Genomic DNA, 24,545 nt, shown 5'->3' with positions numbered 1-24,545 from the left:
GCCGATCACCTCGCCGGTAATCACCTCTCCGGGCAACGTGCGTGCTGCGAAAACTGGCCCGGCGGCGATGCCGTCGCCCTGATGGCCCAATCGTTCTATCGTGATGTCATTCATGCCGCCGCGTTACAGGCCGGTGGGCGTGCGGGCAAGCCTACTCGGCTGCTGCGATGAACCCGCCGGACTGACGGTGCCAATATCGCGCATAGACCCCGCCGCGCGACAACAGCGCTTCATGGGTGCCTTCTTCGACGATCTGCCCCTGCTCCATCACGATAATTCGGTCCATGCGGGCAAGCGTGCTGAGCCGGTGGGCAATGGCCAGAACCGTCTTACCCTCCATCACCCGCTCCAGCGCGGACTGGATCGAGGCTTCGACTTCGCTGTCCAACGCACTTGTCGCCTCGTCCAGCACAAGGATCGGCGCATCTTTCAGGATCGCACGGGCAAGGGCAATTCGCTGACGCTGCCCACCCGACAGTTTGACCCCGCGCTCGCCCAAATGCGCGTCATACCCGGTGCGCCCGGCGTGATCCTTCAATTGGGCTATGAATTCCGACGCCTCTGCCTTGCGGGCGGCGTCGTGGAGTTCTGCCTCGGTGGCATCTGTGCGGCCATAGAGGATGTTGTCACGAGCTGACCGATTGAACATCGCAGTTTCCTGCGTGACCATGGCAACCTGCCTGCGCAGGCTGGCTTGGGTCACATCGCGCACGTCTTGCCCGCCGACCAGAACCCGGCCGTCTTGTACGTCATGCAGGCGCAACAAAAGGCTGACTAGTGTGGATTTGCCCGCCCCGGACGCACCCACGAGCCCCAGCTTCTCCCCCTTGCGAATGGTCAGATCGATCCCGCGAACACCGCCCACAGTCTGGCCATACGCGAAACTCGCACGCTCAAATGTCACATCGGCCGCCCCCGCAGGCAATGACCGTGCCCCCGGCGCATCTTGCAATGTGTGGGCAGGCGCGAGGGTGCGCATTCCATCTTCGACCTCGCCCAGACTTGCGTAAATGCTCATCAGCGTGAAACTCACCCAGCCGGTCATCTGTGCAATTCGGATCGCAATGGCCCCGGTGGCCGCAATGTCGCCGGTGGTGGCAATGCCCGCTTGCCAGAACCACAAGGTTGACCCGACCAACACCGCAGGCACCAGCCCTGCAATGGTCATCAGCAGCAGGCGGAAGAACGTCGATACATAGCCGAACTCCATCGCCCGGTCCCGGTAATGGCCCATGCCTTCGAGGGCTTTGTCATCCTCAAGTCGGTCATTTGCGAACAGCTTGACAGTGCGCATGTTCGATACTGTGTCCACGACCTGCCCTGAAACGGCCGCCCGCGCCCCGGCGCGCTTTGCCGCCCGCGCGCGAACCTTCGGCAACCACGCCGCGATGAACAGCAGATACCCGGCCAGCCATGTAAGCAGCAGCAGCGCAATGCGCCAGTCTATCGTCGTGAGCATCACGACTGACGCAGTGATCGAAGCGAGCGCGAACACAATCGTGTTCAGCCCCTCAACGGTGATATCCATCACGGCGCGGCTGGTTTGCATTTCCTTCTGCGCGATACGTCCCGCAAAATCATTGTCAAAAAAGGTCACTGCCTGACCAAGGGTCCAGCGATGCAATCTAGACAGGGTCAGTGTGTTCACATTGGGCCCGACAACGATGCTCTGCATCGCGGCCGACAGACCAAAGCTCAGCGGACGGGCGACCACAACCAGCGCCAGCATGGCCAGCAACACGCCGGTGTTGTCGGAAAAGACAGCCTCTGGCCCAGAAGCAAGCGCAATATCCACCACCTGGCCAAGAAGCAGCGCGATCACCACTTCCAAAGATCCAGTCATGACGGCAACCAGCCCGGCCAAGACAAGAACCGGCTCCGAGCCGCGCAAACACCAGCGCATGAAAGGCCAAAGTGCGCTGGGCGGCGGGCCGCTTGCAGCGGCAAACGGGTCAATCCGGGTGCCCAGCCATGTCAGGCCCAGCTTCTTCGCCGCACGATCAATCGTCATTCCGCGGCCTCGTTGTCATCTGAACCAATAAATCCACCTGATTGCCGCGCCCAGAAACCGGCATAAAGCCCGCCCTGTGCCAACAACGCGTCATGGGCACCAACTTCGGCGATGCGGCCATCTTCCAGAACCAGAATACGGTCCATCGCTGCGATGGTGGACAGCCGGTGCGCGATGGCGATCACCGTCTTGCCGTCCATCATGTCATAAAGCGTCGCCTGTATTTGCGCCTCGACCTCGCTGTCCAAGGCGCTTGTCGCCTCATCCAGCACAAGGATCGGCGCGTCTTTCAAGATGACTCGCGCCAGTGACACGCGCTGCCGTTGCCCGCCAGACAATTTGACCCCTCGTTCGCCGACATGGGCGTCATAGCCGCGCCGCCCTTGCGGGTCTTCCAGATCAAGGATGAACTCATGCGCCTCGGCCTTGCGAGCGGCCGCAATCATCTCGGCCTCGCTTGCATCCGGGCGGCCGTACAAAATGTTGTCGCGAACCGACCGGTGCATCAGCGACGCTTCTTGGCTGACCATGCCAATCTGGGCACGCAGACTGTCTTGGGTCACCCCCGCGATATCCTGACCGTCAATTTCGATACGTCCGCCTTCGGCCTCGTAGAACCGCAAAAGCAACTTGACCAAAGTGGATTTGCCCGCGCCAGAGCGCCCGACAAGCCCGATCTTTTCACCAGGTCTGAGGGTGAAGTCTATCTGGTCCAATCCGCCAGCCCCGCGCCCATAGTGGTGTGACAGGCTCGTCACTTTGATACCGCCATCGGTCAGTCGCAACGGCACGGCGTCTGGGCGATCCAGCAAGGTGATGGGTTGTGCGATCGTCTCCATCCCCTCTTTCACTACCCCGAGCGAGCGGAAAAAGGTGCTGACAGCCCACATGATCCATCCGGTCATCGCGTTCAGGCGCAAGGTCAGCGCGGTTGCGGCGGCCACAACCCCGACGCTGGCCGCGCCATGCATCCACAAGCCAATGGCCCAGCCGACAACGCCGACAATCAGTGCGCCGTTCAGCAAAGTCAGCGTGATATCCATGACAGTGAAAATGCGCATCTCGCGGGCAAAGGTCTGGCGCGTCGTTTCTATGGCCTCGTGGGCATAGGCGATTTCCCGGTCGTGATGGGCAAAAAGCTTCACCGACTGGATGTTTGAATAACTGTCCACCACCCGGCCCGTTGTCATCGACCTCGCGTCACTGCTGGCCTGCGAGGCGGGGCCGACCCGGCGGATCGTCCAGCGCACCAGCGCGGCATAACATACGAGCCACGCCACCAATGGCACGGCCAGTCGCAGATCGGCATCGGCCAGCAAAATGGCGGCGCCGATCATGTACGCCACGGCAAATGTCAGTGCATCAAACACCTGAAATACGGCGTCACCGGCAGCGGGCGGTGCCTGCATGATCCGGTTCGCGATCCGTCCGGCAAAGTCATTCTCGAACCAGCCAACGGATTGGCGCAACACGTGACGGTGCGCGCGCCAACGAATCAACGTGCCAAAATTTGGCAAAATCGCGTTGTTAAGAAGCAGTACATCCAACGCCTGAATCATCGGACGCAGGAGAAGCAGAAACACTGCGGCCAGAATCAATTCCAGCCCATAGGTTTCCCAAACCATTTCCGGCCCGGTTGCGGACAGAACGTCGACGATCCGCCCCATGTACCAGATCAAGCCAACTTCGACCGCGGCAACAGTGATCGACATCATCCCGGTCAAAGCAAAAAGCCCCCGGAAGGGGCGCGCATAGCCACGCAAAAAAGGCCACAACCGCTTGGGCGGTGTGTCCTCGTGAGCATAGCTCACATAGGGATCGACAAGAGTTTCGAAGAATCGGAACACGGGAAAGGCTTATCCAAGAAAAGGCGTGGCCTTGTATCTAACCCGAAATCTCCACTTTCCAAACCCGGCCGCGACACAGGGGCGGCCGGGTAAAGTCAGGTCACCGTTCAAGCTGCCTTGGCGGAGGTCCTGCGCCGTGCGCGCATGAGGCCAAGGGCCCCAAGCCCTGCACCCAATAGCGGCAGCGCAGCAGGTACCGGAACAGCACTTGTCGGCGTTCCGTCGAACCGCACTTCGCTGACCATGATCCATGAATTACGATGATTGAATGTCAGGGTAACTGAATCGCTCGTCAGGCCGGTGACGTTCATCACAAAAGCAATCGGCGCGGCAGATGCAGGATCTGAAATCGCGAAATTTCCAGCGCCGCTCACATCGATCGAATTGGGCAACGAAACACCGCCAGCCCCGTTGGAATCGTCCACATAGGCCGTGATCGACGTGAAGTCGTAAGCCTGATCGAACTTAAACGTCACCTGTGGGTTGACGACGACGCTCGACCACCACCCGACATAAGGCCCCGGAGTGACGTTCCAGTTCTGGGTCGCGATGACGCCGTCTGTCAAATCGCCAAGTCCGCCGGTTAACGCGCTATAACTCACGGCCGGATTGCCAGTGCCGCCAGAATAGCTGTCATCGCGATAGGTAAATGACCCGGTTCCACCATTCAGCATATCATAGCTTTCCGGGCTCACGGATGCAGCATGCACCGTACCTACCAAGCTCAAGCTAACAAAACCGACGGCCGAAATAAGACTTTTTAACATAGCAAACCCTCCCTCTTTGCTTAAACATATCACCATATTTTACCTAAGGTAATAGGTCTCGGAAAACTGGTTAACGCAGCGCGAGCAGAGCGTCCCGTGTCAATGTGAACTCCGATGCGATCCAAGCGGCCTCTAGCGTGCGCAACCGCGCGCCCAAAGCGCGCCCCGTCAGGCCCGGCATCAGGTCAGCCGCAGCAACCGGGAATTTCGCCCCTGCGCCGCGCGCGATATCCTCGTCAAGCGTTGGGGGCAGGGGGGTGGCCAACAACGCCGAGCGGATCAGCGCACTGTTTCGTGCCTCTTGGGGGCCATGGCGATAGCTCATTTCCGCCACCCCAATCCCGTCGCGTGCCGCCCCTGCCAACAGCTCAAGCCGGCGGGTTTGAGCGCGGCTTAACCGCAGTCGTTCTGTGGGATCCTCTCCACCCAACGCAGCCAGCCGCCGAAGCGGATCAGGGGGCAGGCCGTCTTCAAGCATCACAAGCGGCGCCAGCCCTTTTGTATCTGCGCCGGGCAACAGCCGCGCCAGAATTCCGGTGCTTTCCATCGCCGCAACTGCGGGTGCCGGGTCATCTGCTGCCAGAAGCCGTAGTATTTCATGGCCAACCCGTTCCGCAGACACCCGCGTCAGACCATCTTGCCCCGCCGCACAGGCCGCCAACCCCTCGGCATCAATCCCGCCATCGGGGTCGGCATACCAGGCATGAAACCGAAAAAACCGCAGAATTCGCAAATAATCTTCGGCGATGCGCTGTGACGGATCCCCAATGAACCGCAACCGCCCGGCGCGCAGATCTGGCAGCCCGTGCATGGGATCGATCACATGCCCATCGGGGTCAGCATAAAGCGCATTCATGGTGAAATCTCGCCGCGCGGCGTCATCCTCCAGCCGGTCTGAAAAAGCGACAACCGCGTGGCGGCCATCCGTGTCGACGTCATGACGAAAAGTCGTGACCTCGAACGGGTCACCGCCAGCGACCAAAGTGATTGTGCCGTGGGCTGCGCCTGTCGGTATCGCTTGCAGCCCCGCAGTCTGGGCCGCAGCAATGGTCTGCTCTGGGCGGGCATCGGTGGCAATGTCCACATCGGCAACGGGCCGATGCAGAAGCGTATTCCGCACACAGCCCCCCACGGCATAAGCCGCATGCCCGGCACCGGTCAACGCATCGAAAACCGCGCGCGTGGCGGCCGCGTCGAGCCAGTCTGCCGTGATGCGCGTCACGGGTCCAGCCGCCCGGCCAGCCCGCGCAGAATGCGCGCAGTCGCGCCCCAGATGTAATACGGCCCCCAAGGCACAGTGTAGTATTGTCGCTGTTGCCCGCGCCAGCGCCGCCCCTCGATGCGAAACCGGGCCGGATCGCTCAGATGGGCCAGCGGCACGCGAAAAACTTCTGCAACTTCGCCTGCCTCTGCCACTGGGACGAAATCGCCGGTAATCCGTGCCAGAACCGGGGTCACAGTGAACCCCGTGACCGTCTCATGGGGGGGCAAGTTCCCCAGAACGCGCACCAAATCACGCGGCAAACCAATTTCTTCCTCAGCTTCACGCAAGGCCGCGTCCACGGGCCCGTCATCGCCCGCATCCTGCTTGCCACCCGGAAAGGCAATCTGCCCTGGGTGGTGCTGCAACCGTGATGACCGTTTTGTCAAAATAACCTCTGGCGCGTCATCAGGCCCGATCACGCCAACCAAGACCGCGGCAGGCCGCAGGCGCCGCCCTTCGGGCAGCACCGTGTCAGGGTTCAGGTCGAAATCCGACGACGGATCGGTCCGCCGCGCCAAGGCCGCCCGCAGCCGCGCCTCCAGCGCGCTGGATGGATCAGGCGTTGTCACCGCTTTCGTCCTCCGCAGGCGGGACTTTGGCCTCGAACCCCAGTGTTTCGGGGTCGAACTCGTAATGCGCGCCGCAGAACTGACAATCGGCTGTGACGATCCCATCCTCGGTTGTCATATGGGCAATGTCTCGCGCCGAATAGATCGACAGGCTTTCGCGCACGCGATCAGCGCTGCAGGTGCAGCCAAAGGTCACCGGCTGGGGGTCGAACACCCTCGGGGCCTCTTCGTGAAACAACCGCACCAAAAGGTCCGTCGGCTGCACATGCGGGCCAATCAGTTCCATTTCTTCGACTGTATCCAGCAGGATGTTCGCCCGCTCCCAGCTTTCGCCGTCTTCTTCATCCAACAAGTCACTGGGGGCCAGAAGCCCACCTTCATCAGCACCGCCTTCGCTTGGCGCGGGAATGGAGGCCTTAGGCATCACCTGCAACATCACACCGCCGGCGCGCCATTGCGCATCAGTGCCGGGTGTTTGCGCGGTGCCGTAAGACAACGCAAACCGCGTCGGCAACTGCTCGGACTGCGCGAAATACGTCTGCGCACAGCTTGCCAGCGACCCACCGGCGATGGGCGTGATCCCCTGATAGGGCGTCGTGCCGTCACCTTGATCCAGCAGAACAGCGAAATATCCTTTGCCGATCTGCTCGAAAGCGGGGCGATCATCCAATTTGGCCGCATCGAAGCTGGCATAAGCCCGGATGCGTGCGGGCGCACCATCTTCGGTCGGGCCGTAGTAGTCCGTGGCGATCAGGCGTGCGCCGCCGTCACCGCGCACTTGAAGTGACAGCTTCCAACGCAGTTTGATCGTTTGCCCGATCATGGCCGTCAGCAAAGCCATCTCGGCGACAAGCGCTTCGATCTGCGGGGGGTAGTCGTGTTGTGCAAGAATCTGGTCCAGCACACCGTCAAGCCGAGCAACCCGCCCGCGAACGTCGCTGCGGTCAAGCTGAAATGGCAGAACGGTGTCGTCCCAGGCTATTATTGATCCAAGTGTCATGGGGTTCCCTTCGCCCTGTGTTTTGGGCATACCGCGCCAATATAGGCACGACAACCGCAGGTCCAAGGCATGCGCCGATTTGGAAATTCACCTCGTTCCGATACACGCTACACACCGCGACCCGGTGTGTACGCCATTCTGTTGCGGGCGGGCAGGGTTCTTTTGACCCATCAACAGGCCCCTTCCCCTGAATTTCAACTGCCGGGTGGTGGCATTGATCCCGGTGAAAATCCCTTGCACGCCTTGCACCGTGAAGTGTTCGAAGAAACCGGCTGGTGTGTCGGCTCCGTGCGGCGCGTAGATGTGCACAAGCGCTTTACCTACATGCCTGAATACGACCTCTGGGCAGAAAAGATCTGCACCATTTACTTGGCGCGTCCGGCCTTGCGCCTCGGGCCGCCGTCTGAACCGGGGCACACGGAATTCTGGGTTCCTGCACGTTCAGCGGCCGGGCTTGTGGCCAGTCCCGGTGACAGGGCTGCTTTGCGCGCAGTGATCGGCTAGGGCTGCACGGGGCGCATGCGCCCTCAATGCTTGGCAAAACCGTGTGCTGCCAAAGGAAAGTTGGCTGAAACAGGACATCGCGCCTGATTTTTGCGCCAATGCTTTGTGGCATCGCCCCTATTTTCCAGCATATTCAAACAGCACGGCTGAAAGGTCGTCTGGAAAGGCGTCGCTACCGTGAAATTCGGCCAAATCTGCGACCAGTTGTTCAAGAAGTGCAGGCCCACGTACGTCATGATGATCTGCCAGCATCCGGGCCAGCCCTTCTTCTTCAAGCAAGGCACCACTTGGTTGGTGGCATTCGGTCAACCCATCCGAACACAATAACAGCCGGTCGCCGGGCTCCAGATGCAGAGACACCCGTTCATAACCCGCCCCGTCGATCAACCCGACTGGCAGCCCGCCGTTTCCGTGATATTCAATCGTCCCGTTCTTGCGCTGAACCGCAGGATAGGGGTGCCCGGCTTGCGTCAACTGCACGTCGCCGCTGTTCAGGTCGACGATGGCAAAGACAATCGTAAAGTAATGCTCGGTCTCGATGACATTTGACATCAGATCGTTGAACCGTGTGACCACGACGTCGGATGGCAGCACCCGATAAAAATCGCCCGCCGTGTGACTCAGCGCGATATTATATTCCGGCGAGGCCGTGTTGAGATGCCCGGCGAGGCGGGCTGTCATCAAAGCCGATGTGATGCCGTGGCCGGACACATCGATGGAGTATAATGCAATCTGGGTTTGACTGGCGCGGAAAAAGCCCACCAGATCGCCGCCCACATGCCCTGATGACCGCAATAGCAGCGACACCTGGCCGACGCCAAAATCGTGGAACCTGTCGCGCACCAGCGCGTCTTGAAGTTTACGCGCCTCTCGAAGGTCGCTGTCCACCAAATCATACAGGCGCTGCAACTCGTTCAGCGTGTCCTCGACCAACCGATTCTTCGCGGTCAACTCCCCCTGCATGTCGAGGATTCGGTTCCCGGCGTTCAGCCTTGCGCGCAATTCGTCACCGCTGACAGGCTTGGTCAAAAAGTCATCGGCGCCCATCTCAAGCCCTTCGGCGATCTCGGCACGTTCGTTCTTCGAGGTTAACAAGATGAAATAAACATAGTCGCCGCCCTCTCGTTGGCGCAGGGCACGGCACAGGTCAGGGCCGCTCATGCCCGGCATCATCCAGTCGCTCAGTACCAGATGCAGCCCATGCTCCTGCGCCACTTCCAGCGCGGCCTCACCGCTATCGGCTTCGAATACCTCATATCCGCTGCGCCGCAGCGTGGCGGCCAGCACCATGCGCTGCGCACGGCTGTCATCCACCACAAGGATGCGGGGCGCGCCATTCCTTTCCGCCGCCGGCGGTCTGGGTTGTCGTGCGATGCTGTGCATTCTGTTGGTCCTCAAATATCCGCATTGAGGAGTGACACCGCAGGGTTAATGCCGGGTGAAAGATAAAATGTGGGTGTATTTGCTAACAACAGCTTAATCACTGCCTGATAGCTGCAACTCCATGCTCGCTGAAAATAGCGAAGGAAGGGACTGCAATGAATTGGGATAGAGTTCACGAACTGCGATCAGAGGTCGGCGCCGATGCGTTCGAGGAAGTGGTTGCCTTGTTTCTGGAAGAAACCGATGGTGTGGCCGAACGGCTCGCCGCGGCGCCGGACCCGGAAACATTGGGAAGTGAACTGCATTTCATGAAGGGCGCGGCGCTTAATCTCGGGTTCGATGACCTGGCAACCGTATGCAGCAATGCCGAATCTGCCTTGCGCACCGGCGGGGCGGCCACGGTTGATGTTGCGCACGTGCTGGCCGCCTATGCCCGGTCAAAGGTCGAAATACAAAACGGTGACACCCAAAGAATGGCAGGCTAGATCAGGAACTCTGCCAAAGTGGGCGTGTGCGTTATGTCCTGATAGACGAAGCCCCGTTCGTCCAGCTGGGCAAAAAGATGCTGAAAATTCGACGCATCCACGGTTTCGATCCCAATAAGAACAGACCCGAAATTGCGCGCTGATTTCTTAAGATATTCGAAACGTGCAATATCGTCGTTCGGTCCCAACAATTCCAGAAAGTCACGCAGCGCGCCGGGGCGCTGTGGCAGACGCAAAATGAAGTACTTCTTCAACCCCGAGAATCTCTGCGCCCGCTCCTTCACTTCAGGCAGACGCTCAAAATCAAAATTACCGCCCGAGGTCACGCACACAACTGTTTTGCCCGCGATGTCTGCGGCAAGAGTTGGCAGAACATCTACGGCCAGCGCTCCAGCCGGTTCCAGAACGATCCCTTCAATGTTCAGCATCTCAAGCAGCGTCACGCAAATCCGATCCTCTGGTGCGCTCAGCACATTGGCCGGATCTGTCTCAGCCAAGGCTGCAAAATTCCGCGCCCCAATCCGCGCCACCGATGCGCCATCGACGAAGTTATCAACCTTCGGTAATGTCACCGGCGCACCGGCATGCAAGGCTGCCATCAGACTTGCGCCGCCCTCGGGCTCGACCAGCCGCAACGCAACATCGGGAGCGACCTCGCTCAGGTATTTACGCGACCCGGCTGACAAACCGCCGCCACCCACCGGTAAAATCACCATGTCGGGCGCGCTGCCCAGCTGATCCAGAATCTCCACCGCGACCGAGGCTTGGCCCTCGATCACGTCGTCATCATCGAACGGCGCAAGGAAATGCCCGCCCACCTCGGCGCACCACGCCTGCGCGGCGGCCAGCGTATCGTCAAAATAATCGCCGACCAGCCGCACCTCGATAGAATCGCCACCAAATGTGCGTGTCTTGTGGATTTTCTGCTGCGGTGTGGTCACCGGCATATAGATGGTGCCGCGCACCCCGAAATGGCGGCAGGCAAAGGCCACACCCTGCGCGTGATTTCCCGCACTGGCGCACACGAATTGCTCCTGCGCCGGGTCGTTTGCGCGCACCTTGCGCATGGCATTGAATGCGCCCCGGATCTTATACGAGCGAACGGGCGACAGATCTTCCCGTTTCAGCCAAATCTCTGCGCCAAATTTTTCCGACAGGAAATCGTTCCGTAAACAGGGCGTCGGCGGAAAGAGCCCGCGCATACGGGCCGTGGCGGCAAGGGCGGCATCTGCGAAACTGGTCATCGTCTCCTTGTGCGGCAGGTGGAAAGGCTTGGCAAGCGGGCGCGACGATGTATGCGTTTTGTTGGCTGCAATGTGCTCGGGCGCACAGATGCAACACCGCCATCGCTTAGTCTGTCTCAAACAAAGACCTAAGGGGTGGCCTGACTGGCAAAGGACGCTTCCTAACAACACCGATCCAACACGGTTTTCGCACTACCTGCCCGGCAGTGAAGCAGCGTCGCACGCTGGAGAACAATACCATTCTGGAGTGACCTCATGACCAAGGCGACCAAGCATTTGTCCTCGGCAACACGGACGCATCTGTTCAAACTTATTACCGACCCAGTTTATCGGAGGGGGGCAGATTCCACGACCTATGACAAGGTACCTACAGAAGACGGGAAAATGGGCCGAAACAAGGGGAGGGGTGAAAGCCTGCGCAAGTTTGGCTATACGTCGACACTGCCATCAAGCACGGCAACACGCCGGGAGGGACCTGATCCGGGCCGCTACCGCGTTGCAGTCTTTACAAACGGGTCAAGGTCAACGTGGTGGGAAATGACCCACCTGCCCGCAAATACCTATAAATTCACCAAGATCATCTTTCCGCGCTGCTCAAACTGCGGCGGAACCTCGACAAAGATCTGTCGCCATTGCCACGGCACGGCACGACTTTCCTATTCGGTAGAACACTTGGCTGGGCCGTGCACGTATTGTAACAAGCAAGGCTTCTCAAACTGTGCCAGTTGTTCTCCGCCAATTGTCTTGAATGGCGAAAGCATTAGTAAAGACCTTGCGGACTGGGGCTAGTATAACGAGCGGCTGTCGCGTTTAAGGAAAATTCGCGCTGCTCAGGTTTGGTCGGGGTTCCCCTTTGGTGGCCCCAACTAAACAGTCCTGTCCTCCAACACCGCCCGCACCGCATCCGGCATCACCGCCGCTTTGCGGGTCTTGGGGTCGAAAAACACTTCGACCACCTCGTAAGTCGCGTGCAGCGCGCCGGTTTCTGCGTGCCGCATCTCCAGCCCGAAGGTCGCGCTTTTGGTGCCGACTCGCGTCACACCGCCGTCGATCACGATCAGATCGCCCGCCGTCAGTTCCTTGACGAACCCGGTCGTCGCCTGCGCGGTGACGCAATGCACCCCGTGCTCGGCCAGCATCGTCTCATAGCTGATCCCAAGCTGCGTCCACAGGTGGTAACAGGCGTCGTCGAAGAACGGCGCATAGTGGCGCACGTTCATGTGGCCGAAATGGTCGTGATGCCAAGGGTGGATCACCCCGCGCATCAGCGCGACCCGGCGTTGCTGTGTCATTGCATCCCCTCCATACACTGCGATTAGATGCCAAGCTGCCCCCGCAACTGCGCCTGTGCAATGGTCAGCGCCCTCCTACGGGACTCCTACAGAACTCCTACACGATTCCGACACAGCGTCTTGGGCGCTTTTGCACCGCCTTGCCCCGCTCCGCGATCACAGGTAAATCGCCCCAATATCCCGCGCAGGAGTTGCCCCAATGTCCCATCCCAAGAAAGTCGTGCTGGCCTATTCCGGCGGCCTCGACACCTCCATCATCCTGAAATGGCTGCAGACGGAATACGGCTGCGAAGTTGTTACTTTCACCGCCGATCTTGGTCAGGGAGAAGAGCTGGAGCCAGCTCGGAAAAAGGCGGAACTTCTTGGAATTGCTTCAGAAAATATCTTCATTGAAGACGTCCGCGAAGAATTCGTGCGCGATTTCGTGTTCCCGATGTTCCGCGCCAACGCTGTCTATGAAGGGCTGTATCTGCTGGGCACGTCTATTGCGCGCCCGCTGATTTCCAAGCGTCTTATTGAAATCGCTGAACAAACTGGCGCGGATGCGGTTGCCCACGGCGCCACCGGCAAGGGCAACGATCAGGTTCGCTTCGAGCTGAGCGCGTACGCCCTGAACCCCGATATCCGGGTGATCGCACCATGGCGCGAATGGGATTTGTCCAGCCGGACAAAACTTCTTGAATTTGCAGAGAAAAACCAGATTCCAATAGCCAAGGACAAGCGCGGCGAGGCGCCATTCTCGGTTGATGCCAACCTGCTGCACACCTCGTCCGAGGGTAAGGTTCTGGAAAACCCGGCCGAGGATGCTCCGGCCTATGTTTACCAGCGGACCGTTGCCCCGGAAGACGCGCCTGATACGCCGGAATACATTGAAATTACGTTTGAAAAAGGCGATGCGGTCGCGATTGATGGCGTCGCCATGAGCCCGGCCACGATCCTGACCAAGCTCAATGAATTGGGCGGCAAACACGGGTGCGGTCGTCTCGATCTGGTCGAAGGCCGCTTCGTTGGTATGAAGTCGCGCGGAATCTATGAAACGCCCGGCGGAACCCTGCTTCTCGAAGCACATCGCGGCATCGAACAAATCACGCTCGACCGCGGTGCGGCGCACCTGAAAGACGAGCTGATGCCACGCTATGCCGAGCTGATCTATAACGGCTTCTGGTACAGCCCCGAACGGGAAATGTTGCAAGCCGCGATCGACCTGAGCCAACAGCACGTCACTGGTACCGTAAGGCTTAAGCTTTACAAAGGCTTGGTTCGCACGGTGGGGCGTTGGTCTGACCATTCCCTCTATTCCGAAGAGCATGTGACCTTCGAAGACGATGCAGGGGCCTATGATCAAAAAGACGCGGCGGGTTTCATCAAACTCAACGCGTTGCGCCTGCGCTTGCTTGCCATGCGCGACCGCCGCCTTCGTTAAGCGGGCGGGTCGGGGGCTTTGGCTAAACCTGCACCAAGGGCTTGGCAGCGTATGCTGTCAGGCCGCAGGCTGGACCTTCTCGACCCGACTCCGGTTGATATCGAGGTCTCGGATATTGCGCACGGGCTTGCGTTCGTGGCGCGCTGGAATGGCCAGACCTACGGCGAACATCCCTATTCGGTCGCCGAACATTCGCTGCTTGTCGAAGAGATTTTCGGCAGGATCGCTCCTAATTCCCCTGCAAAATGGCGTTTGGCGGCGCTGTTGCACGATGCACCTGAATACGTGATCGGTGACATGATTTCGCCCGTTAAGGCGGCCGTTGGGCTGGGCTATGGGGAATTGGAAGCGCGGCTCACCGCAGCAATTCACACTAGGTTTGGTTTGCCAGCGACCTTGCCGGACAGTGTCAAAAGGCAGATTAAGCGCGCCGACAGGGTTTCCGCTTGGATGGAAGCCACAGGGATCGCTGGCTTTTCACAAGAAGAGGCAGCCAAGTATTTCAGGCCGCCTCCCTCAGCCCTTATCGACGGGCTTTCTGTTCATTTGCGCGCTCCCGTTGCGACGCGCGCGGCCTTCACCAAACGGCACGAAGAACTACTTGCGGCGATCTGATGGCTGTTCGGCTGGACGGCCGATAAAATAGGTCTGGCGGCGCACTTCCATTTCCAATGCGGCGCGCTTTGTATCCCGGTGTTGGGCGGGTGGCGCGCTGCGGGTGGCCGTTTGCATGCTTTTTGCGAAAATTCCTAACACTTCCATTCTCCTTATGTTGACGTGATGCCCAATGCATAAAGGGCTTGCCGAGAATCGCGAAGTTGCTAAGATTTTTAGGATGTTAATTTTTCTAACAGGTGGGTTGTATGGATTGGCGTGATATTCCATCGCTTTCTGCCTTGCGCGCGTTCGAAGCGACGGCTCGCCACGCGTCGTTTTCTGGTGCTGCCCGTGAGTTGAACGTGACCCATGCCGCCGTGGCACAGCATGTGCGCGCGCTTGAAGCTGATTTTGCAATGACGTTGGTTGTGCGTCAGGGGCAGGGGATGGGCCTGACCGATGCCGGGCAACAGCTCGCGGCCGGATTGGGGGAAGGCTTCTCGACGATAGCGGGCACTGTAAAAGACTTGAAACAAGACAAGGCGTTGCAGCCGCTTCGGGTCAGTTTGACACCGAGCTTTGCAGAAACCTGGCTTATGCCTCGTTTGGGGGCCTTTTGGCGCGACTATCCCGAGATTGAACTGGCCCTTCTTCCGCACCCGGGGGTGACTGATCTGCGCCGTGATGGGCTGGACGTTGCGATCCGCTTTGGTCAGGGCGGATGGCCGGGCACGCATGTTCAGGCCGTGCTGGCATCGCCTTTTGTCGTCGTGGCCGGGACGGAATACGCGGCAGGCGCGTGCAAGCTTGAGGACCTTGGGGATCTCGTGCACCAGAAATGGGTTTTCACGGCGGCCTCAAACGAGCAGTTGGTGTGGGGTCGTTCCCTCGGGCTTGATACGGAACGGATGAAAGTTACTGAAATGCCGACAACAACCTTGGTCCATGCGGCTGTGCGCGCGGGCTATGGGCTTTCCGTGCAGTTGAAAAGTCTTGTGGAGCGCGACTTGGCCGAGGGCAGGATGGTGTCGCTTTATGAAGGGGAAAGCGGCGCACTGTCCTATCACGTTTTAACCCCGTCACCGCAGATGGGCGACAGGGTGAAAACCTTCGTCTCATGGCTGAAGCGGCAGAACCGCTGACCTTAGCGCGGACTGCGCTTGGCCAAAATACGTTGCAGCGTGCGGCGGTGCATGTTCAGACGCCGGGCTGTTTCGCTTACATTGCGATCACAAAGTTCGTAGACGCGCTGAATATGCTCCCAACGTACCCGGTCTGCCGACATGGGGTTGTCTGGTGGTGGCGGAAGTTCGTCAGGTGATGCGAGAAGCGCGGCGGTGATGTCGTTGGCATCTGCAGGTTTGGACAGATAGTCAGTTGCGCCGATTTTGACGGCGGCCACCGCCGTGGCGATTGCACCATAACCAGTCAGGACAACGACGCGCGCATCCGGACGCTTTTCGCGAAGAACTTCGACAACGTCGAGGCCATTGCCATCCTCAAGCCTGAGATCGATCACTGCATAGGCTGGCGGGCGCGCTGTGGCGATCGCCTTTCCGGCGACCACTGATCCGGCCATTTCCGGGGCAAAGCCGCGTTTTTCCATCGCCTTGGTCAGACGTCGCAGGAACGGTTCGTCATCATCCACCAGAAGCAGTGAATTATCTTCACCTATTTCCATAAGCGATTGTTCTGCCATGGCCATTCTCCTCGTCCCAGTTAGAGAACAAGTAACGGCTGTTCTGGTTAACGTCAATTTGTCACGTGCTTTTTAAGTGGCACCAGCATAGCAAGCGACGGTATTCGCAATGTCGTCGGGTGTGGCGTCACGTCTGAAGAACTCGACAAACCCGTATTCCGGCAGAACAAGATAGGTCATCGTCGAATGATCGACGAGGTAATATGGGTCATCCATATCCCCGGCGACGCTGTAGAACGTCTTGTAGGTCTGGCTGGCGGCGCGAACCTGTTCTGGGGTGCCGGTCAAGCCGATCATTTTTTCGTGCAGGTTGCCTGCGAATTGCCCGACCACTTCAGGGGTGTCGCGATTGGGATCAATGGATATGAATATCGGTGTGGCCGAGACACCCATTTCTTCCAGAATGTCGATGGCAACGGCATTGCGCGCAGTATCAAGCGGGCAAACATCCGGGCAGAAGGTATAGCCGAAATAGATCAGCGTCGGTTCTGTGATGACATCGACATCGGTCACTGTTTCGCCCTGATCATTCAGCAATTCAAACGGGCCGCCAAGATCGCCGCCCGCGACCTGACTGGCCCTACATTGTGCAAAGCGGTCATCCGTTGACCCGCGCAGCGTGATCGCAAGCCCGATCCCTAAAAGCACAACAACAGTCACAGCGGCAAGAATGGCGAGGAAGCGGGACATGGGGACTCCTTGAGGAAGTGCAACTTGGCGGTTTGCATCTAGGTCGGGCAGGCCTATCAATCAATTGGCAGCAATGCCACGGGATCGTGACGAAAGGCGCCGCAGATTCATGGCCGACACCAACATCGACATGTTCAAGACAGGCTCTCGTAGCCATTGGATCAGGTTGCGGACGCTAATCGTGCTGCGATGGATCGCTATTTGCGGTCAACTCGTGACGATAACTGTCGCGCAGGTGGTATTCTCTTTGAATTTGCCATTGGCGTTTTGCTATTTGGCGGTGTCTGCCTCTGTCGTATCGAACCTGATCGCGATTTACGCTTTCCCTGAGAACAAGCGCCTGACAGAGGCCGAAGTGGTGTCGATGCTATTGTTCGACATCGCGCAATTGTGTTTCTTGCTGTACCTTTCAGGTGGACTGAACAACCCGTTTGCGTTGCTGGTTTTGGCCCCCGTCACAATCTCTGCCTCGGTCCTGCGACTTAAATCAACGATGCTGTTGGGGGGGACGGCTTTTGTGTTGCTGACGGCGGTTGCATTCTTTCATGTGCCATTACGGACGCACGAAGGGTTCATCATGCAGATGCCGCATGATTTCATGATCGGTTTCTGGATCGCGATTGTCATCGGGCTTGGCTTCATCGCGGGGTATGCCCGGCGGATCAGCATTGAAATTCATTCCATGTCCGATGCGCTTTTGGCGACACAGATGGCGCTGGTTCGCGAGCAGAAACTTACGGACCTTGGCGGCGTGGTCGCTGCGGCAGCACACGAGTTGGGCACGCCGCTTGCCACGATCAAGTTGGTCAGTTCCGAACTTGCCAGCGAACTCGAGGACCCTGATCACAAAGAAGATGCATGCTTGATCCGGGATCAGGCAGACCGGTGCCGCGACATCCTTCGGTCCATGGGCCGTGCCGGGAAAGACGACAAGCACATGCAAAACGCGCCATTGGACACGCTGATCCGCGAGGCGGCAGAACCGCACAGTTTGCGTGGGATAAAGATCCACTATGTTGTCGCGCCAGAGGTAGACGGCGAAACCGAACAGCCCTTTGTCAAGCGCCAGCCTGAAATCATTCACGGTGTAAGGAACTTCGTGCAGAACGCCGTCGATTTTGCTGTGGAGAATGTTTGGATCGATGCGTCGTGGACCGATAGCGCGATCTTGATCACGATCAGTGATGATGGTCCCGGCTATCCGCCGCAGGTGATCGGGCGCTTGGGGGATCCGTTTTTGCGTCATCGCAAAACTGCCGAGGAAACCGCCCAACGCCCAGAATATGAGGGGATGGGGCTCGGGCTCTTTATTGCCAAAACCCTGCTCGAACGCTCTGGCGCGAGCGTGCAATTCTCGAATGGGTCTGATCCGTTTCTCACGTTGGAAGAACGGCCACCGAGGTCTGGCGCCGTTGTAAAGGTGCGCTGGCCGCGCGACCGAATTGCCACGTCACGAGATGCGAAATTAGGCGCGTTGGGGCTCAATGAGCGGATCGAAACCTAAAAATATCGGGGAGTTTACGCAGAGTTCACAGGGTTTAATGAAGTGTTAATCACAATGAAGGATAAGTGTAGAACCTTGATCTAGAAGCCACTTTGGGTAAGGTTGATATGCTGGTTCTTCCAGAAGCCATTGCAATAGCCGCGATCAGCAGTCTTGTGACTGCTGTTTCCGTGATAGCCCTGTCGCGCCGCACTGCGGTCAATGGGGGCGGTAGTTTAGCAGCGCCCGACAGAGATCTGCGTGGCGAGGATGTCGTCTTTTTATTCAGTGGCGGCACCTTGATCGATGCGACGCCAGCAGCGCGCAGCCAATTGCCTACTGAGCCTGCGCAGGCCGACGACCTTGCACGTCTTGTGATTGCTTTTTGCCAGCGCTTCGAGGGTCTTACAGAGCGATTGGACAATTTTCTTCCCGGTGATCGCTTTGAATTGGCCGAAGTGCCAGATGATCCCGATAGTTTGCGCCTTGTTGCGGAAAACCGGTCTGGCCAAATTCGCATTTCGGTTACAGACCCGCTTCGTGACAGCAGGTCAGGGGTCGTGGCGCATTATAGTCTTGCCGCCTTGCGCGCTGAACTCTTTACCCTGCGCTCTATTGCCGAACGCTCGCCCATTCCGACTTGGAAACAACGGCATGATGGGACGATAATTTGGGCCAACGGAACCTATATGAGCCTAGCAAGCTCCATAGCCGGTGCCGATGCGCTGATCGGATGGCCGCCACCGGATGTTTTTTCCCATGTTGAACATCCCCGTGATGCGGCTGCCGGTGACAAGCCGACGCAGCGCGTCTCTATTGCTGTCGAAAAGCAGCCCAGTCGCCAGCTATGGTTTGACCTGATTGCTTTGCCCGGTGAGATTGAAACGCTTTATTTTGCGTTACCCATCGACAACCTTGTGCGGGCCGAGAATGCTCTGACAGAATTTGTGCAGACACTGACCAAGACTTTTGCCCATCTGCGTATCGGGCTTGCGATTTTTGATCAAAAGAGACGCCTTGCCTTGTTCAACCCCGCCTTGGTGGACCTGACCGGCCTTCCTGCGGAACATCTTAGTGCGCGTCCGACCTTGCATGCGTTTCTGGATGCCTTGCGCGATGCACAAAAGATCCCCGAACCCAAGGATTACAAAAGCTGGCGGATGCAGATCGCCCAGCTTGAGGCAGGGGCTGCTGACGGTACGTTTGAGGAAACTTGGCATCTGTCCAACAGCCAAACCTATCGGGTAAGTGGGCGCCCGCATCCGGATGGGGCTGTGGCGTACTTATTCGAAGATATCTCGTCCGAGGTTTCAATGACCCGCACGTTCAGGTCGGAAATCGACTTGAGCAAAGCGGTGTTCGACAGTCTTGATATTGGGGTTGCTGTATTCTCGCAGACAGGCACGCTTGTGCTCAAGAACCGTGTCTATGGTGAGCTTTGGCAAGAGCATGGAATCGGCCTGGACCTCGGAATCATTGAGGCAAGCCATCATTGGCGCAGCCTGTCGCAGTCTGGCCCCGATTGGGATGTGCTTCGGTCCAAGGTTCTTCAAAGTGCTGACCGGGGGCGATGGTTGGGGCAGATAACGCTTTTAAATGGCACAAACGTGCGCTGTGAAATTTTACCGATCAGTGGCGGAGCAACCCTGATCACTTTTGCCCGCACTGACATTCTGGGCGAATCTTATGGCCAGATTGGGGAACAGGTTGACGAGGTGCCAGTGGATGACCGACTGGATGCTACACCGGTGGCCCAATCTCGGCGCGCTATCGCGTCTTAAGCTTTTGCCGGTCTCGTACTTTTGAAAAAAGCCCGCTAATGTACAACGTTTGGAACAACACCGGGCTGACCTGATGAAACAGCAATTTAAAGTGTCGTTTAGCTATGCAATGGGCATGAAACGGCGCATGGACCGTGCCAACCTGTCACTTGTTGCGGCTGGCGGTGCATTTTTCGCAATGCTTTCGCTTTTTCCCGGTTTGGCGGCGGTGATCGCATTGCTCGGTTTTCTGGCGACGCCGGAAACCGTGCAAGAAGGGCTGATTCTGGTTCAGGACTTCATGCCACCGGATGCGTTCAGCTTGATCGAAACGCAGATTTCTCGATTGGTGCGGACAAATAGTTCTGCGCTTGGCTGGGCCACTGTGATTTCGACACTGGCAGCGCTTTGGTCGGCGCGGCGGGGAACCGATGCTGTTATACGCGCGGTCAATTCGATCTACGATGCGCCGATGCGCGGTGGTTTGCGCGCGGCAGCGGTGGCCGTGATGATTACTTTGGCGCTTATATTGGTTGCCACAATTGCCATCCTGACGATGCTGGTGCTTCCTGTTCTTCTCGCGTTTTTGCCACTCGGTCCCTATTCGGGGTTTGCACTTGAAGTGGCCCGCTGGGTGATCGCGCTGGCGGTGGTCCTGTCCGGCATTTGGGTGCTGTACCGTTTTTCGCCGAATTGTAGCGGCGCAAAGGTGCGCTGGATAAATCCCGGTTCCATTCTGACCGTCCTTGTCTGGGCCATCGGATCTTGGGCCTTTTCTTATTACTTGGCGAATTTTGGCAACTACAATCAGGTTTACGGGTCCATTGGGGCAGTGATTGCGCTGCTCATGTTTCTGTACATCACGATTTTCGTCGTACTGCTTGGGGCAACGCTTAACGCCGAGCTTTTTCGCGCGCGGGAACGGGAAGGCGCCGACGACCCGAATATCAATCAGACGCCTCAGGGCACCGTGCGCGACGTTGCCGGGGTTGCCATGGCCTCAGCGGGTTTTGGCCAATCGAACTGAAACGATCCGTAAGACAACGTGACGCCCCGCCCTCTTGCGTCCTCTGACCGTCCGCTTACAAGTCATTCGGAAATGAGAAGAGGCAGGCGGAACATGGCGCAGAAGACAGCATTGATCGTGCTTGCAGCGGGTCAAGGCAGCCGGATGAAGTCTGACTTGCCGAAAGTTCTGCATCCTATCGGCGGTTCGCCGCTTTTGGAGCATGCTCTGAGGTCGGGTGCAGGGCTGAACCCGTCGCAGGTCGTGGTTGTTACAGGGCACGGGGCGGATCAGGTCGACGCGGCCTTGGTCGACATCGCGCCCGGCGCATCTTCGGTCCCGCAGACCGAGCAACTGGGAACTGCGCATGCGGTCGCGCAAGCCGCTCCGGCGCTGGACGGTTTCGATGGCGACGCGGTTGTCCTCTATGGTGACACTCCCTTCATTGCTTCAAGCACGTTGCACAGGATGGCGCAGGCTCGTTCGGATGGGGCGGATGTTGTGATCCTTGGCTTCGATGCGGCAGAACCCGGGCGGTATGGTCGCCTGATTGCGGACGGTGATCGCCTGCTGCGGATCGTTGAATTCAAGGACGCAACCGAGGCAGAGCGCGCCGTGACCCTGTGCAATTCGGGCGTTGTGATGGCAAAGGCTTCGGTCTTGTTTGATCTGGTTTCTGCGGTCGGAAATGACAACGCGGCGGGTGAATTTTACCTGACAGACATTGTAGAGATTGCGAATGGTCGCGGGCTGAACTGCGTTGCCGTACGTTGCGACGAGGCCGAAACGATGGGCATCAACACCCGCGCCGAACTTGCCGGGGCAGAAGCTGTGTTTCAAACCCGCCGCAGGTCCGAGATCATGGAAGACGGCGTGACACTGGTAGCGCCGGATACTGTATTTCTTTCCGCCGATACGCAAATTGGCCGTGATACGCTGGTCGAACCGAACGTGGTTTTCGGCCCGGGCGTTCGGGTCGCGTCCGGTGCTACGATCCGGGCCTTTTCGCATCTCGAAGGTGCAGAGGTCGGCACGGGCGCGGTTGTCGGCCCCTATGCCCGGCTTCGTCCGGGAACGCGGCTTGGCCCCAAGGCGCGAATTGGCAATTTCGTTGAAACCAAAAATGCGGCTCTGGCCGAGGGCGTGAAGGTCAATCATCTGTCCTATATCGGTGACGCCGAGGTTGGTGCAGAAACGAATATCGGTGCCGGAACAATAACTTGTAACTACGATGGGGTGTTGAAGCACCGCACAACTGTCGGAGAAGGGGCCTTCATCGGATCGAATACGATGCTGGTTGCTCCAGTCACAGTGGGCGCTCGGGCGATGACCGCCTCCGGCTCTGTCATCACAAAGAATGTACCTGACGAAGCACTGGCGCTGGCGCGCGCACGGCAGGACAACAAGGCGGGACTTGCCGTTAAACTGCGGGCCCGGCTTTTGGCAATCAAAGCAGGCAAATCCAGCAAACCAAACAAGGCGGAGTAGGCAAATGTGCGGCATTGTAGGGGTTCTGGGGCAACACGAAGTCGCCCCGATGCTGGTAGAGGCGCTGCGCCGCATGGAATATCGCGGCTATGACAGTGCCGGCATAGCGACATTGCAGGAAGGGCATCTTGATCGGCGCCGCGCAACCGGCAAGCTGGCAGAATTGTCAGACCTGCTGGTGCATGAACCGCTTCCGGGCAAAACAGGCATCGGGCACACGCGTTGGGCAACCCACGGCGCCCCCACGGTCGGCAACGCGCATCCTCACCGGGCTGGACCTGTAGCTGTCGTGCATAACGGGATCATTGAGAATTTTCGTGCGCTACGGGGCGAGCTTGCCGACGCCGGGCTGACCTACAACACGGATACGGATACCGAAACGATCGCCCTGATGGCACAGCACTACATCGAACAAGGGCTAGGACCAATTGATGCTGCGCGGAAGACGGTGGACCGGCTTGAAGGGGCGTTTGCACTGTGTCTGCTGTTTGACGGCCACCCCGATCTTATCATTGCCGCGCGTCGTGGATCCCCTTTGGCGCTGGGGTATGGCGATGGCGAAATGTTCATCGGATCCGATGCTATTGCACTTGGGCCTTTGACCAACCGCCTGAGCTATCTCGAAGAGGGTGATTTTGCTGTTGTCCGTCGAGAGGGCGCAGAAATTTCAGATGGTCAAGGACGCACGGTCACTCGTGAAATCCGAACCTTGGCCCCCGACACAAGTTATGTGGACAAGGGCGGGCACAAATACTTCATGGCCAAGGAGATGGCAGAGCAGCCATCTGCCATCGGTGATACGTTGGCCGAGTATTTACGCGAAGGCGCGCAGGGTGTGGTCTTGCCAAGCGAAATTGATTTTTCCACCGTCACGCGCATCACGATGGTGGCTTGCGGGACCGCCTATTTTGCTTGCCTGACAGCAAAATATTGGTTTGAGCAGCTGGCGCGTCTGCCGGTCGAAGTCGATATTGCGTCTGAGTTCAGGTATCGCGAACCGCCGATGCCTGACGGTAGCCTTGCGATATTTGTCAGCCAATCGGGTGAAACGGCGGATACGCTTGCTGCGTTACGCTATGTTGCGGCGCAAGGTGTCCGGATTGCGTCAGTGGTGAATGTGCCCGAAAGCTCCATTGCACGAGAAAGCGACGTGGTGCTCCCTACGCGGGCCGGGGTTGAGATCGGCGTGGCCTCTACCAAGGCATTCACGTGTCAATTGACGGTTCTGGCAGCCCTCGCCGTAAAAGCAGCGACAGACCGCGCAACCTTGTCACCCGAGGCACTGGCCGAAACGTTGGCGGCGCTTCGTGCGGTGCCCGGCGTGGTCAATCAGGCACTGTTGGTAACCTCTGATATTGCAGGTGTGGCTGCCGAAATTGCCAAGGCGCAGGATGTTCTGTTTCTTGGGCGGGGGGCGATGTTCCCCTTGGCGTTGGAAGGTGCGCTAAAGCTTAAGGAAATCAGCTATATCCACGCCGAAGGGTATGCCAGCGGCGAGTTGAAACACGGGCCGATCGCGCTGATTGATCCAAATGTTCCTGTGGTGGTGTTTGCGCCGATGGACCGTCTGTTCGACAAAACGGTGTCGAACATGCAAGAGGTCATGGCGCGCGGCGGTAAGGTGCTTTTGGTTTCGGATGCCGAAGGGTTGGAGCGGGCCAGCGACGGTGTCTGGAAGTGGATCAAGATGCCAAAAGTCCCTCCGGTTTTCGCACCGATTGCCTATGCGGTGCCGGCGCAGCTGCTGGCCTATCATACAGCTGTTGCTAAAGGCACTGACGTTGACCAACCTCGCAACCTCGCTAAGTCGGTTACAGTGGAGTAGGGGCCTAGGTGTTTGACCAGCGGTTGTGGCGCGACAAAACAGTTTGCACAAAGCCGGTCCCGACCTCAAAGACGCTCACAGTTCATTGCCGACGTATACATCTGCAAGATATCGAATGAAAAGTCGGCCTATCATCATTGATCCGATCAGCCAGATGCCGGTCCTGAACACATAGGGTTCTGTCTGGTATGCGGTCCACTTCCCCTGG

General features: G+C 58.4%; 22 protein-coding genes. 10 read left to right on the top strand and 12 right to left on the bottom strand.

The genetic code is table 11. The annotated features are described in order from the left end of the window. Positions 1-151: 151 nt before the first annotated feature. From E2L05_RS08385 to hslO, 6 genes are all read right to left on the bottom strand, one after another. Positions 152-2,011: an ABC transporter ATP-binding protein gene (locus E2L05_RS08385; protein WP_133342470.1), complete on the bottom strand. Its 1,860-nt coding sequence runs from the start codon at positions 2,009-2,011 to the stop codon at positions 152-154. Next, entirely contained in the window at positions 2,008-3,858 is a 1,851-nt protein-coding gene (locus tag E2L05_RS08380; protein WP_133342469.1) for an ABC transporter ATP-binding protein, read from the bottom strand. Before E2L05_RS08380 ends, E2L05_RS08385 begins: the two co-directional genes overlap by 4 nt. Positions 3,859-3,965: 107 nt before the next feature. Beyond that, positions 3,966-4,625, bottom strand: coding sequence for a VPLPA-CTERM sorting domain-containing protein (locus tag E2L05_RS08375; protein WP_133342468.1), 660 nt, complete (start codon positions 4,623-4,625; stop codon positions 3,966-3,968). A 70-nt stretch (positions 4,626-4,695) separates the two neighbouring features. Beyond that, positions 4,696-5,847, bottom strand: coding sequence for a CCA tRNA nucleotidyltransferase (locus tag E2L05_RS08370; RefSeq protein ID WP_133342467.1), 1,152 nt, complete (start codon positions 5,845-5,847; stop codon positions 4,696-4,698). Beyond that, positions 5,844-6,458, bottom strand: coding sequence for a CoA pyrophosphatase (locus tag E2L05_RS08365; RefSeq protein ID WP_394346542.1), 615 nt, complete (start codon positions 6,456-6,458; stop codon positions 5,844-5,846). Before E2L05_RS08365 ends, E2L05_RS08370 begins: the two co-directional genes overlap by 4 nt. Beyond that, on the bottom strand, positions 6,445-7,458 hold the full coding sequence (gene hslO, locus E2L05_RS08360) for an Hsp33 family molecular chaperone HslO (RefSeq protein WP_133342465.1): 1,014 nt from the start codon (positions 7,456-7,458) through the stop codon (positions 6,445-6,447). The genes E2L05_RS08365 and hslO overlap by 14 nt, the downstream gene beginning before the upstream one ends. A gap of 69 nt (positions 7,459-7,527) precedes the next feature. Here hslO and E2L05_RS08355 point away from each other — a divergent pair, with 69 nt between their 5' ends. Continuing rightward, positions 7,528-7,962, top strand: a complete 435-nt coding sequence (locus tag E2L05_RS08355) for an NUDIX domain-containing protein (RefSeq protein WP_133342464.1) — start codon at positions 7,528-7,530, stop codon at positions 7,960-7,962. Positions 7,963-8,079: 117 nt separating this feature from the next. Here the strand turns inward: E2L05_RS08355 and E2L05_RS08350 are convergent, their stop codons facing one another. After that, the gene (locus E2L05_RS08350; RefSeq protein WP_133342463.1) at positions 8,080-9,345 is read right to left on the bottom strand and encodes a PP2C family protein-serine/threonine phosphatase; all 1,266 of its coding nucleotides are present in this window, start codon (positions 9,343-9,345) and stop codon (positions 8,080-8,082) included. 155 nt (positions 9,346-9,500) lie between these two features. On the opposite strand from E2L05_RS08350, the gene E2L05_RS08345 reads away from it, so the two are divergent. Continuing rightward, positions 9,501-9,830, top strand: a complete 330-nt coding sequence (locus tag E2L05_RS08345) for an Hpt domain-containing protein (protein WP_133342462.1) — start codon at positions 9,501-9,503, stop codon at positions 9,828-9,830. Here E2L05_RS08345 and ilvA read toward each other — a convergent pair. After that, positions 9,827-11,074: a threonine ammonia-lyase IlvA gene (gene ilvA / locus E2L05_RS08340; protein WP_133342461.1), complete on the bottom strand. Its 1,248-nt coding sequence runs from the start codon at positions 11,072-11,074 to the stop codon at positions 9,827-9,829. The genes E2L05_RS08345 and ilvA overlap by 4 nt on opposite strands. An 866-nt stretch (positions 11,075-11,940) precedes the next feature. Beyond that, on the bottom strand, positions 11,941-12,366 hold the full coding sequence (locus tag E2L05_RS08335; RefSeq protein WP_133342460.1) for an acyl-CoA thioesterase: 426 nt from the start codon (positions 12,364-12,366) through the stop codon (positions 11,941-11,943). Positions 12,367-12,565: 199 nt separating this feature from the next. Between E2L05_RS08335 and E2L05_RS08330 the strand changes: the two genes are divergently transcribed. Next, positions 12,566-13,789, top strand: coding sequence for an argininosuccinate synthase (locus E2L05_RS08330; protein WP_133342459.1), 1,224 nt, complete (start codon positions 12,566-12,568; stop codon positions 13,787-13,789). Positions 13,790-13,840: 51 nt separating this feature from the next. Next, a complete protein-coding gene (locus tag E2L05_RS08325) occupies positions 13,841-14,404 on the top strand; it encodes an HD domain-containing protein (protein ID WP_133342458.1) in 564 nt (187 codons plus the stop codon). On the opposite strand, the gene E2L05_RS20730 is transcribed toward E2L05_RS08325, so the two are convergent. After that, positions 14,387-14,674, bottom strand: coding sequence for a hypothetical protein (locus tag E2L05_RS20730; protein WP_164685282.1), 288 nt, complete (start codon positions 14,672-14,674; stop codon positions 14,387-14,389). The two genes, E2L05_RS08325 and E2L05_RS20730, sit on opposite strands and share 18 nt — an antisense overlap. On the opposite strand from E2L05_RS20730, the gene E2L05_RS08320 reads away from it, so the two are divergent. Then, a complete protein-coding gene (locus E2L05_RS08320) occupies positions 14,653-15,528 on the top strand; it encodes a LysR family transcriptional regulator (RefSeq protein WP_133342457.1) in 876 nt (291 codons plus the stop codon). The two genes, E2L05_RS20730 and E2L05_RS08320, sit on opposite strands and share 22 nt — an antisense overlap. Before the next feature lie 2 nt (positions 15,529-15,530). On the opposite strand, the gene E2L05_RS08315 is transcribed toward E2L05_RS08320, so the two are convergent. Further along, on the bottom strand, positions 15,531-16,085 hold the full coding sequence (locus E2L05_RS08315; RefSeq protein ID WP_133342456.1) for an ActR/PrrA/RegA family redox response regulator transcription factor: 555 nt from the start codon (positions 16,083-16,085) through the stop codon (positions 15,531-15,533). A gap of 72 nt (positions 16,086-16,157) precedes the next feature. Then, positions 16,158-16,775 carry an SCO family protein gene (locus E2L05_RS08310; protein ID WP_133342455.1) on the bottom strand — a complete coding sequence of 206 codons (618 nt, stop codon included), beginning with the start codon at positions 16,773-16,775 and terminating at the stop codon, positions 16,158-16,160. A 109-nt stretch (positions 16,776-16,884) separates the two neighbouring features. Here E2L05_RS08310 and regB point away from each other — a divergent pair, with 109 nt between their 5' ends. The 5 genes from regB (at position 16,885) to glmS (ending at position 24,337) form a co-directional block, all read left to right on the top strand. Next, positions 16,885-18,279, top strand: a complete 1,395-nt coding sequence (regB, locus tag E2L05_RS08305) for a sensor histidine kinase RegB (RefSeq protein ID WP_133342454.1) — start codon at positions 16,885-16,887, stop codon at positions 18,277-18,279. Between the two features lie 107 nt (positions 18,280-18,386). After that, positions 18,387-20,039 (top strand): PAS-domain containing protein, encoded by a 1,653-nt coding sequence (locus tag E2L05_RS08300; protein ID WP_133342453.1) that lies wholly within the window; start codon positions 18,387-18,389, stop codon positions 20,037-20,039. 73 nt (positions 20,040-20,112) lie between these two features. After that, positions 20,113-21,045, top strand: a complete 933-nt coding sequence (locus E2L05_RS08295; protein WP_133342452.1) for a YihY/virulence factor BrkB family protein — start codon at positions 20,113-20,115, stop codon at positions 21,043-21,045. Between the two features lie 93 nt (positions 21,046-21,138). Beyond that, positions 21,139-22,512 carry a bifunctional UDP-N-acetylglucosamine diphosphorylase/glucosamine-1-phosphate N-acetyltransferase GlmU gene (gene glmU, locus E2L05_RS08290; RefSeq protein ID WP_133342451.1) on the top strand — a complete coding sequence of 458 codons (1,374 nt, stop codon included), beginning with the start codon at positions 21,139-21,141 and terminating at the stop codon, positions 22,510-22,512. Between the two features lie 4 nt (positions 22,513-22,516). Beyond that, positions 22,517-24,337: a glutamine--fructose-6-phosphate transaminase (isomerizing) gene (gene glmS / locus E2L05_RS08285; protein ID WP_133342450.1), complete on the top strand. Its 1,821-nt coding sequence runs from the start codon at positions 22,517-22,519 to the stop codon at positions 24,335-24,337. The last annotated feature ends 208 nt before the right edge of the window (positions 24,338-24,545 follow it).

This window comes from Meridianimarinicoccus aquatilis (assembly GCF_004358675.1).
GTDB classification, from domain to species: Bacteria; Pseudomonadota; Alphaproteobacteria; order Rhodobacterales; family Rhodobacteraceae; genus Meridianimarinicoccus; species Meridianimarinicoccus aquatilis.
Note: the sequence above shows the minus strand (reverse complement) of the source record. Positions and strands in the feature narration are given on the sequence as shown.

Excerpts from the sequence above, each read along its gene's own strand:
- E2L05_RS08385 (WP_133342470.1), bottom strand. The coding sequence starts at position 2,011 with ATGACGATTGATCGTGCGGCGAAGAAGCTGGGCCTGACATGGCTGGGC.
- E2L05_RS08375 (WP_133342468.1), bottom strand. The coding sequence starts at position 4,625 with ATGTTAAAAAGTCTTATTTCGGCCGTCGGTTTTGTTAGCTTGAGCTTG.
- hslO (WP_133342465.1), bottom strand. The coding sequence starts at position 7,458 with ATGACACTTGGATCAATAATAGCCTGGGACGACACCGTTCTGCCATTT.
- E2L05_RS08355 (WP_133342464.1), top strand. The coding sequence starts at position 7,528 with ATGCGCCGATTTGGAAATTCACCTCGTTCCGATACACGCTACACACCG.
- E2L05_RS08350 (WP_133342463.1), bottom strand. The coding sequence starts at position 9,345 with ATGCACAGCATCGCACGACAACCCAGACCGCCGGCGGCGGAAAGGAAT.
- E2L05_RS08345 (WP_133342462.1), top strand. The coding sequence starts at position 9,501 with ATGAATTGGGATAGAGTTCACGAACTGCGATCAGAGGTCGGCGCCGAT.
- ilvA (WP_133342461.1), bottom strand. The coding sequence starts at position 11,074 with ATGACCAGTTTCGCAGATGCCGCCCTTGCCGCCACGGCCCGTATGCGC.
- E2L05_RS08335 (WP_133342460.1), bottom strand. The coding sequence starts at position 12,366 with ATGACACAGCAACGCCGGGTCGCGCTGATGCGCGGGGTGATCCACCCT.
- E2L05_RS08330 (WP_133342459.1), top strand. The coding sequence starts at position 12,566 with ATGTCCCATCCCAAGAAAGTCGTGCTGGCCTATTCCGGCGGCCTCGAC.
- E2L05_RS08325 (WP_133342458.1), top strand. The coding sequence starts at position 13,841 with ATGCTGTCAGGCCGCAGGCTGGACCTTCTCGACCCGACTCCGGTTGAT.
- E2L05_RS08320 (WP_133342457.1), top strand. The coding sequence starts at position 14,653 with ATGGATTGGCGTGATATTCCATCGCTTTCTGCCTTGCGCGCGTTCGAA.
- E2L05_RS20730 (WP_164685282.1), bottom strand. The coding sequence starts at position 14,674 with ATGGAATATCACGCCAATCCATACAACCCACCTGTTAGAAAAATTAAC.
- E2L05_RS08315 (WP_133342456.1), bottom strand. The coding sequence starts at position 16,085 with ATGGCAGAACAATCGCTTATGGAAATAGGTGAAGATAATTCACTGCTT.
- E2L05_RS08310 (WP_133342455.1), bottom strand. The coding sequence starts at position 16,775 with ATGTCCCGCTTCCTCGCCATTCTTGCCGCTGTGACTGTTGTTGTGCTT.
- regB (WP_133342454.1), top strand. The coding sequence starts at position 16,885 with ATGGCCGACACCAACATCGACATGTTCAAGACAGGCTCTCGTAGCCAT.
- E2L05_RS08300 (WP_133342453.1), top strand. The coding sequence starts at position 18,387 with ATGCTGGTTCTTCCAGAAGCCATTGCAATAGCCGCGATCAGCAGTCTT.
- E2L05_RS08295 (WP_133342452.1), top strand. The coding sequence starts at position 20,113 with ATGAAACAGCAATTTAAAGTGTCGTTTAGCTATGCAATGGGCATGAAA.
- glmU (WP_133342451.1), top strand. The coding sequence starts at position 21,139 with ATGGCGCAGAAGACAGCATTGATCGTGCTTGCAGCGGGTCAAGGCAGC.
- glmS (WP_133342450.1), top strand. The coding sequence starts at position 22,517 with ATGTGCGGCATTGTAGGGGTTCTGGGGCAACACGAAGTCGCCCCGATG.